This window comes from Methylobacterium sp. WL116, assembly GCF_008039455.1.
Lineage (GTDB): Bacteria > Pseudomonadota > Alphaproteobacteria > Rhizobiales > Beijerinckiaceae > Methylobacterium.
In genome coordinates, this window is record NZ_VRUV01000234.1 from 1 (window position 1) to 7,008 (window position 7,008).

9 protein-coding genes and 1 pseudogene are annotated in these 7,008 nt (G+C 69.4%); 4 read left to right on the top strand and 6 right to left on the bottom strand.

Translation table 11 applies throughout. The features are described 5' to 3' along the window. The 3 genes from FV223_RS16470 to fliL form a co-directional block, all read right to left on the bottom strand. Positions 1-330 (bottom strand): DUF6468 domain-containing protein (locus tag FV223_RS16470; protein ID WP_246689702.1); only part of this gene is annotated, 330 nt, incomplete at its 3' end. A 17-nt stretch (positions 331-347) separates the two neighbouring features. Next, the gene (gene fliM, locus FV223_RS16475; protein ID WP_147728048.1) at positions 348-1,562 is read right to left on the bottom strand and encodes a flagellar motor switch protein FliM; all 1,215 of its coding nucleotides are present in this window, start codon (positions 1,560-1,562) and stop codon (positions 348-350) included. A 52-nt stretch (positions 1,563-1,614) separates the two neighbouring features. After that, positions 1,615-2,130: a flagellar basal body-associated protein FliL gene (fliL, locus tag FV223_RS16480; protein WP_147728049.1), complete on the bottom strand. Its 516-nt coding sequence runs from the start codon at positions 2,128-2,130 to the stop codon at positions 1,615-1,617. 280 nt (positions 2,131-2,410) lie between these two features. Here fliL and flgF point away from each other — a divergent pair, with 280 nt between their 5' ends. From flgF to flgH, 4 genes are all read left to right on the top strand, one after another. Next, a complete protein-coding gene (gene flgF / locus FV223_RS16485) occupies positions 2,411-3,151 on the top strand; it encodes a flagellar basal-body rod protein FlgF (RefSeq protein ID WP_147728050.1) in 741 nt (246 codons plus the stop codon). A gap of 14 nt (positions 3,152-3,165) precedes the next feature. After that, positions 3,166-3,957, top strand: coding sequence for a flagellar basal-body rod protein FlgG (gene flgG, locus FV223_RS16490; protein ID WP_147728051.1), 792 nt, complete (start codon positions 3,166-3,168; stop codon positions 3,955-3,957). 22 nt (positions 3,958-3,979) lie between these two features. Continuing rightward, on the top strand, positions 3,980-5,065 hold the full coding sequence (gene flgA, locus FV223_RS16495; RefSeq protein WP_147728052.1) for a flagellar basal body P-ring formation chaperone FlgA: 1,086 nt from the start codon (positions 3,980-3,982) through the stop codon (positions 5,063-5,065). Between the two features lie 66 nt (positions 5,066-5,131). Further along, complete coding sequence (gene flgH / locus FV223_RS16500) at positions 5,132-5,863, top strand: flagellar basal body L-ring protein FlgH (RefSeq protein WP_147728055.1); 732 nt, start codon at positions 5,132-5,134, stop codon at positions 5,861-5,863. Positions 5,864-5,882: 19 nt separating this feature from the next. Here the strand turns inward: flgH and FV223_RS16505 are convergent, their stop codons facing one another. The 3 genes and pseudogenes from FV223_RS16505 to FV223_RS30510 form a co-directional block, all read right to left on the bottom strand. Beyond that, positions 5,883-6,062 (bottom strand): hypothetical protein, encoded by a 180-nt coding sequence (locus FV223_RS16505; RefSeq protein ID WP_147728053.1) that lies wholly within the window; start codon positions 6,060-6,062, stop codon positions 5,883-5,885. 140 nt (positions 6,063-6,202) lie between these two features. Next, complete coding sequence (gene dksA, locus FV223_RS16510) at positions 6,203-6,622, bottom strand: RNA polymerase-binding protein DksA (protein ID WP_147728054.1); 420 nt, start codon at positions 6,620-6,622, stop codon at positions 6,203-6,205. 176 nt (positions 6,623-6,798) lie between these two features. Next, a pseudogene (locus tag FV223_RS30510) lies at positions 6,799-7,008 on the bottom strand (hypothetical protein); the annotation flags it as partial.

Consider the following 7,008-nt stretch of genomic DNA (forward strand, 5'->3'; position numbering starts at 1 on the left):
GCCGCGCATCTGCGTGACGATCGCCCCGATGCGCGCGATCACGCCCTCGCCGGCCTCGACCTGCGCGGCGATGTCGGCGGCGTAGCGCTCGGCGGTGCCGAGGCGTTCCGCCAGCGTGCGGTCGCACTCGTCCAGCGTGCTGCGCAGGCCGGCGATGGCGCGCTCGGCGGTCGAGGTGGCGACCATCAGGTCGCCGATGGTCTGGCGCAGGGCGGCCTCGTCGCCCTTCAGCTGCGCGATGCGGCGCGACAGCTTGATCGACGACACGATGGTGGCGACGAGCAAGACGGCGACGAGGCCGTCTGCGGCGAGCGTGACGAGGAGGCTCATGACCGAAAATCCATCGCTCAGGTGTCGCTTCGGTTGTTCATCGAGGCCTCGTAGGCCTGGAGCGTGGTGCGCGAGCGCCGCAGCGGCCGCGTCACCTGCACGGCGATGCTGTCGTCGACGCGCCCGATCCGCCCCTGCGTCAGCGCCCACTCGCCGCAGCGGACCGTGATGAGGTCGCTCGGCTTGGCGTCGAACATCAGCGTGTCGCCGACCTTCAGCGCCATGACGCGCTTCAGCGGCAGCGTCATCTCGTGGAGCACCGCCTCCATCGTCATGTCCGCCTGCCAGATCTCGGTGGCGAGGTGCCCTTCCCAGACGTGGTCGCGGCCGAGCTTCTCGCCCATGAAGCTCTGCATGAGCAGTTCACGGATCGGCTCGATGGTGGCGTAGGGGAACAGGATCTGCAGCAGGCCGCCGCGCCCGTCCATGTCGAGGCGGAGCGAGATCAGGATCGCCGCGTTGGCCGGCCGGGTGATGGTGGCGAAGCGCGGGTTGGTCTCGATCCGGTCGATCGCGAACCGCACCGGCGACAGCGGCTGGAACGACAGCTCGAGGTCGCCGAGGATGATCTCGACCAGGCGCCGGACCAGCTGCATCTCGATGGTGGTGAAGGGACGCCCGTCGAGGCGGCTCGACGAGCCGCCGCGCTTGCCCCCGAGCAGCAGGTCGAGCGTCGAGTAGGCGAGGTTCGACTCGACCGTGACCAGCCCGGAATTCTCCCAGGCGTCGGCCTTGAACACCCCGAGCAGGGTCGGCAGCGGGATGGCGTTGAGGTAGTCGCCGAAGCGGACCGAGGTGATGTTGTCGAGGGTGACCTCGACGTTGTCCTGGAAGAAGTTGCGCAGCGAGGTCGACAGCAACCGGATCATCCGGTCGAAGACGATCTCCAGCATCGGCAGGCGTTCGTACTGGACGACGCCCGAATCGACGATGGCGCGGACGCCGCCGGCGCCCGAGGCCGACAGCTCGCGCAGCGAGAAGCCGACGACGTCGTCGATCTCGTCCTGGCTGAGGATGCGGTCGTTGCCGGCGAGCTCGGGAAGGTTGTCGCTCTCCCCGTCCTCGATCATCGTCGCCCACTCGGCGGCGACGTCGCTGGCGTTGCGGGTGGTGCCCTGCTCCGCGAGCGCGGCGCCCCATTCGTCGGCGAGCGACGCGTCCCCGCCTTCGGCGCCCTGCTCGATCAGGGCTGCCGACCAGTCGTCCTCCACGTTCGGGTCGTCGGGTTCCATGAGGGGCTCGGTTGCAGAGGGGCGCGGTCGGGCTCGGGTTTGCGGCCGGTCGCTACTGGACGATCACGTCCTTGAAGAGCACCGCCTCGACGCGGGCGGGATAGACCGCGACGTTGACCCGCTTCAGCAGCTCCTCGCGGAGGCGATACAGGCCGAGCGATCCGGAGAGGTCGCTGCCGCGCAGGTCGCGCATGTAGATCTGCAGCGCGTCCTCGACCCGCGGCATCAGCGGCTTCACCTCGCTCTCGACCTTCGCGTCCTTGAGCTCGAGGGCGATGCGGACCTTGGCGAACTTGGCCTTTTCGACGCCGGCCTCAGGGCTGAGGTTCATCACCATCTCTCGGACGTCGAGGAAGATGGACGGCTTCTTCACCTCCGCGACCTCGGCGGCGTGCTCGGCCTCGGCCTCGGCGGCGGCACGCTTCTTCAGCATGAACGCGCCCCCTCCCCCGCCGAGGAGGAGCACGGCGGCCGCGACGATGATGATGAGCTTCTTCTTGCTCTTCGGGGCTGCGGCCTCGCCGCCGGCACCCTCGGCGGCATCCGCTTTCTTGGGCTTCTTGGCCATGAGCGGTGGTCCGCGATCCGTCGGGTGAGCATCCGGGCCCACGCCTATCGGGTGCGGGCCCCTTCGAGGCTCCGGTATCGGCCGGCAGGGTTAACGCGCCGTTAAGCCGGCACAATCTGCCGGGTCGGCTTTGCCGCCGGACCGATCCCGTCGTTTCGGCCGACTTGCGATCGCCCCGCCAAGCCGTTGACTTGAAACACGAAAAGCGTTTTTCGCACTCTGGCACGAGGGATGCGGATATCCCCTCGCCGCCACCGCGGCACGACGGATCGAGTCCACGATGCAGAATGCCCTCCTCGTCGGCGTGTCGAGCCAAATGGCGCTTCAGCGCGAGCTCGACGTCATCGCCAACAACATGGCCAACGTCTCAACCACAGGCTTCAAGGGCCGTTCGACGCGCTTCCAGGAATACCTGATGCCGACGGCGAGCGCGGACACCTTCGCCGGCTCGGATCGCCGCCTCTCCTACGTGATCGACCAGGGCACCGCGCTCGACCTCGGGCAGGGCGCGATCGAGCCCGACGGCAACCCGACCCACGTGGCGATCCAGGGCGAGGCGTTCTTCTCGGTGCAGACGCCGCAGGGCGTGCGCTTCACCCGCAACGGCGCCTTCGAGGTGAACGCGCAGGGCACCCTCGTCACCAGCGACGGCTACGCGGTGCAGGGCGAGGGCGGCCCGATCACCGTCAACCCGCAGGAGACCGGTTTCTCGATCGGCCCCGACGGCACGGTCTCCACCAATCTCGGCGTGCGCGGGAAGGTGCGGCTCGTGACCTTCGCCAACCCGCAGACCCTGACCAATGCCGGCGCCAACCTCTACGAATCGAGCGCGCAGCCGCAGCCCGCGGGGATCAGCGGGCGCCTCGAATCGGGTGCGCTGGAGAAGTCCAACGTGCGCCCGGTGCTCGAGATGACCCGGCTGATGGACGTGAACCGGACCTACGCCATGGTCTCCAGCGTGATCACGCGGCTCGACGATCTGCGGGGCACGGCGATCCGCCGCCTCGCCGACGTCGCCTGAGCGGGAGCTAGACGATGCGCGCGCTCTACGCCGCCGCCACCGGCATGGCGGCCCAGGAACTCAACGTCCAGGTCATCTCGAACAACATCGCCAACCTTCGCACCACCGGCTACAAGCGCCAGCAGCCGCATTTCCAGGATCTGCTCTACCAGAACCTGCGCCGCGCCGGCGCCTCGACCTCGGACCAGAACACGCAGCTTCCGGCCGGCCTCGCCATCGGATCGGGCGTGAAGACCGTCTCGACCGCCCGCATCATGTCGCAGGGCACGCTGACCTCGACGGAGAAGGATTACGACGTCGCGATCCGCGGCGAGGGCTTCTTCCGCGTGACGATGCCGGACGGGCGCACCGCCTACAGCCGCGACGGCTCCTTCGACCTGTCGGCGCAGGGGCAGCTCGTCACCCGGGACGGCTACCTCGTCGATCCCGGCATCACCGTGCCGAACACCGCCACCGCCGTCACCATCAGCGCCACCGGCGCGGTGCAGGCGACGCTGCCCGGGCAGACCGCACCGCAATCGCTCGGCCAGTTCCAGCTTGCCCGCTTCGTCAACAAGACCGGCCTCGAATCGATCGGCGACAACCTGTTTATCGAGACCGCGGCCTCGGGTCCGGCGGTCAGCGGGCTGCCCGGCGGCGAGGGCTTCGGCAACCTCCAGCAATCGTACCTGGAAGAGGCGAACGTGAACGCCGTCACCGAGATCTCGTCGCTGATCGCCGCGCAGCGCGCCTACGAGATGAACTCGAAGGTCGTCACCGCCGCCGACCAGATGCTCTCCACCACCTCGCAGATGTTCCGCAGCTAGCGCCGCCCGGAGCCCGACGGTCATGTTCCATTCCCCCGCCTACGACGAACCGCGCCAGGAGGCCGAGCTGCGGCCGATCACGCGTTCCGCCGGCCTGCGCACCGCCCCGCTCGGCGTCGCGGTGCTGCTGCGCGCGGCTTTCGCTTTCCTCGCGCTGGCCGTTCTCGGCGCCTACACGCTGCCGGCGTTCGCCGACGAGGCGATGCGCCTGCGCGGCGACGTCACCGCGCGCGGCGACGTGCTCACCCTCGAGGATCTCGTCGAAGGCGCACCGAGCTCGGCGGCCAAGCGCCCGCTGTTCCGGGCGCCCGCGCTCGGCGCCACCGGCACGATTCAGGCCCGCCGCATCCTCGAGGCGGTCGCGGCCCTCAACCTCGGCGCCGTCGAGACGGGCGGCCGGCTCCAGGTCGCGGTGCAGCGTGCCGCGCGCCGGGTCGGAGCCCAGGAGATCGAGGCGGCGCTGCGCCGTGCGCTCGAGACCGCTTACGGGGTCGACGCGAAATCGGTGAGCGTGCGCCTCGACGGGGACGGGCCGATGCTGCTGGCGCCGGTCGATCTCGACGGCCAGGTCGTCGCCCTCGATCTCAACTACGATCCGCGCTCGCGCCGCGTCGGCGGGTTGATGACGCTCGGCGAGCGCCAGGCCTCGCTGCGGGTCTCCGGCGTGGTGATCGAGATGCGCGACGTCGCCATCGTCAACCGCACCCTCAACCGCGGCGAGCCGGTCACCGCCGCCGACCTGACGATCGAGCGCCGCCCGCGGGAGGGCTCGCCGCCGAACGCGCTGGCCTCGGGCGCGACGCTGGTCGGCGAGGTCGCGCAGCGCACGCTGAGCCAGGGCGCGATCCTCCGCACCGGCGATACCGCCCCGCCGGAACTCGTCGCCCGCGGCGAGGCGGTGACCATCGTCTACGAATCCCCCGGCATCAGCTTGGCGATGCGCGGCCAGGCCACCGATGCCGGACGGCTGGGCGCGACGGTCAACGTCGTCAACATCGCCTCGAAGAAGGTTCTCCAGGCGATCGTGATCGGCCCGGGCCGCGTCTCGGTCGGCCCGGCCCCGCCGCAGCGGCAGGCGAGCGCCGAGCCGCCAACCACGCTTCGCTGACCGCACCCATCAAGATCAGGCAGAGACGATCCGATGCGTCATCCTTCGCGCTCCCCGCGCCGCGCCATGCCCCTCGCCGCGGCGCTGGTCGCCTGCGCCGGGCTAGGCGCCTGCAACACCATGGACCGCCTGTCCCAGGTCGGCGCGCAGCCCAACCTGTCGGCGATCGAGGATCCGACGGCGCAGGCCGGCTACAAGCCGGTCCGCCTGCCGATGCCCGACGTGCAGCCGGTCTCGTATGCGCCGAACTCGCTCTGGCGCACCGGCTCGCGCGCCTTCTTCAAGGACCAGCGCGCCGCGCGGATCGGCGACCTCGTCACGGTGAAGGTCAACGTCACGGATCAGGCCAACATCTCGAACGAGACCAAGCGCTCGCGCAGCAACACCGAGAATTTCGGCTTGCCGAATGCCGGCGGCCTGGAGAAGAACGCCGCCGTGCTCGCCGCCGGCGTGTCGCCCGACAAGCTGCTCGCCGCCACGTCGAGCTCCTCGAACGACGGCGTCGGCTCGGTCCAGCGCAACGAGACCGTGTCGACCAACGTCGCCGCGATCGTGACGCAGGTCCTGCCCAACGGGAACCTGGTGGTCGAGGGCAAGCAGGAGATCCGGATCAACTTCGAGGTGCGCGAGCTGATCGTGGCCGGCGTGGTCCGCCCGGAGGACATCGAGTCGGACAACACCATCGAATCGACCAAGATCGCCCAGGCGCGCATCGCCTATGGCGGACGCGGCCAGATCACCGACGTGCAGCAGCCGCGTTACGGCCAGCAGATCGTCGACATCCTGCTGCCGTTCTGACCAGGGCCGAACGCTCCGATCAGGTGTGCTCGGTGCCGGGCCGGTTGGGGCGCGGCGCCTCGCCGTGCCCCGAGATCACCGCCGAGCGGGTGGGATCGTGCTTGATCTTCGCGACGCGCGTCCGCTGCCAGACCGCGATCACCGTCGCGACCACGATCGTTCCGATGGCGAGGACCGGAATCAGAACATCGTTGTCCATGGACGTGCCTCCGATGATGTGATCGGGTAAAGCACGGTCAAGCCCGGGGGTTCCCGCGGCTCAGCTTGCGATTTTCCGGGCTACGGCACAGTCGAGACCGTCCGGTTACTGAAAAACCGCATGCTGCACCGCGAGAGAATTCAGTCGTCGCGGTAGACGCGCTCGCGGCGCTCGTGGCGCTCCTGCGCCTCCAGCGACAGGGTCGCGATCGGCCGGGCATCGAGCCGGCGCAGCGAGATCGGCTCGCCGGTCTCCTCGCAATAGCCGTAGGAGCGGTCCTCGATCCGCGCCAAGGCCGCATCGATCTTGCCGGTGAGCTTGCGCTGCCGGTCGCGGGCCCGCAGCTCGATCGCCCGGTCGGTCTCCGACGAGGCGCGGTCGGCGAGGTCGGGGTGGTTCTCGTTCTCGCTCTGCAGCGCAACCAGGGTGTCCTGCGCCTCGCGCAGGATGTCGCTCTTCCAGCCGAGCAGCTTGCGCCGAAAATACTCGCGCTGACGCTCGTTCATGAAGGGCTCGTCGTCGGACGGAACGTAGCCGTCCTCCAGCGTCACCTTCGCCATTCGTCGCCCTTCCATAGTCCCGTACGGCCGGTCCGCGGCGATAATTGCCTGCCGTATAGTCGAGGTGGATTGCTGCTACAACGCACCCGCGTTCAAGCTGCGGTGCTTGCACACGCTGCGCCAATTGATGCGGCAAAGGTGCCACGGTCGCGCGCGTGCGACGGAGATTGGTTTGCTCAATCGTGGATTGCCGACGGACCGCGGAGGCGGACGATCGCGGCGGCGACGGCATCGGTGAGCGCCCGGGCGATCGGGTGCCGGTAATGGCTCTGGTCGAAGAACTGCGCGTCGTCGTGCGCTTCGGGCGTGTCGCGGCGCTCGTCGAGCACGCTGCCGAGCGGATGGGTCGCGACCGCCGCCGCGATGGCGGCCTTGCAGGCCTGCTC

What these genes read in the sequence shown, in the direction of transcription:
- flgA (WP_147728052.1), top strand. Translation starts at nt 3,980, where the DNA reads ATGTTCCATTCCCCCGCCTACGACGAACCGCGCCAGGAGGCCGAGCTG.
- flgF (WP_147728050.1), top strand. Translation starts at nt 2,411, where the DNA reads ATGCAGAATGCCCTCCTCGTCGGCGTGTCGAGCCAAATGGCGCTTCAG.
- fliM (WP_147728048.1), bottom strand. Translation starts at nt 1,562, where the DNA reads ATGGAACCCGACGACCCGAACGTGGAGGACGACTGGTCGGCAGCCCTG.
- flgG (WP_147728051.1), top strand. Translation starts at nt 3,166, where the DNA reads ATGCGCGCGCTCTACGCCGCCGCCACCGGCATGGCGGCCCAGGAACTC.
- fliL (WP_147728049.1), bottom strand. Translation starts at nt 2,130, where the DNA reads ATGGCCAAGAAGCCCAAGAAAGCGGATGCCGCCGAGGGTGCCGGCGGC.
- dksA (WP_147728054.1), bottom strand. Translation starts at nt 6,622, where the DNA reads ATGGCGAAGGTGACGCTGGAGGACGGCTACGTTCCGTCCGACGACGAG.
- FV223_RS16505 (WP_147728053.1), bottom strand. Translation starts at nt 6,062, where the DNA reads ATGGACAACGATGTTCTGATTCCGGTCCTCGCCATCGGAACGATCGTG.
- flgH (WP_147728055.1), top strand. Translation starts at nt 5,132, where the DNA reads ATGCCCCTCGCCGCGGCGCTGGTCGCCTGCGCCGGGCTAGGCGCCTGC.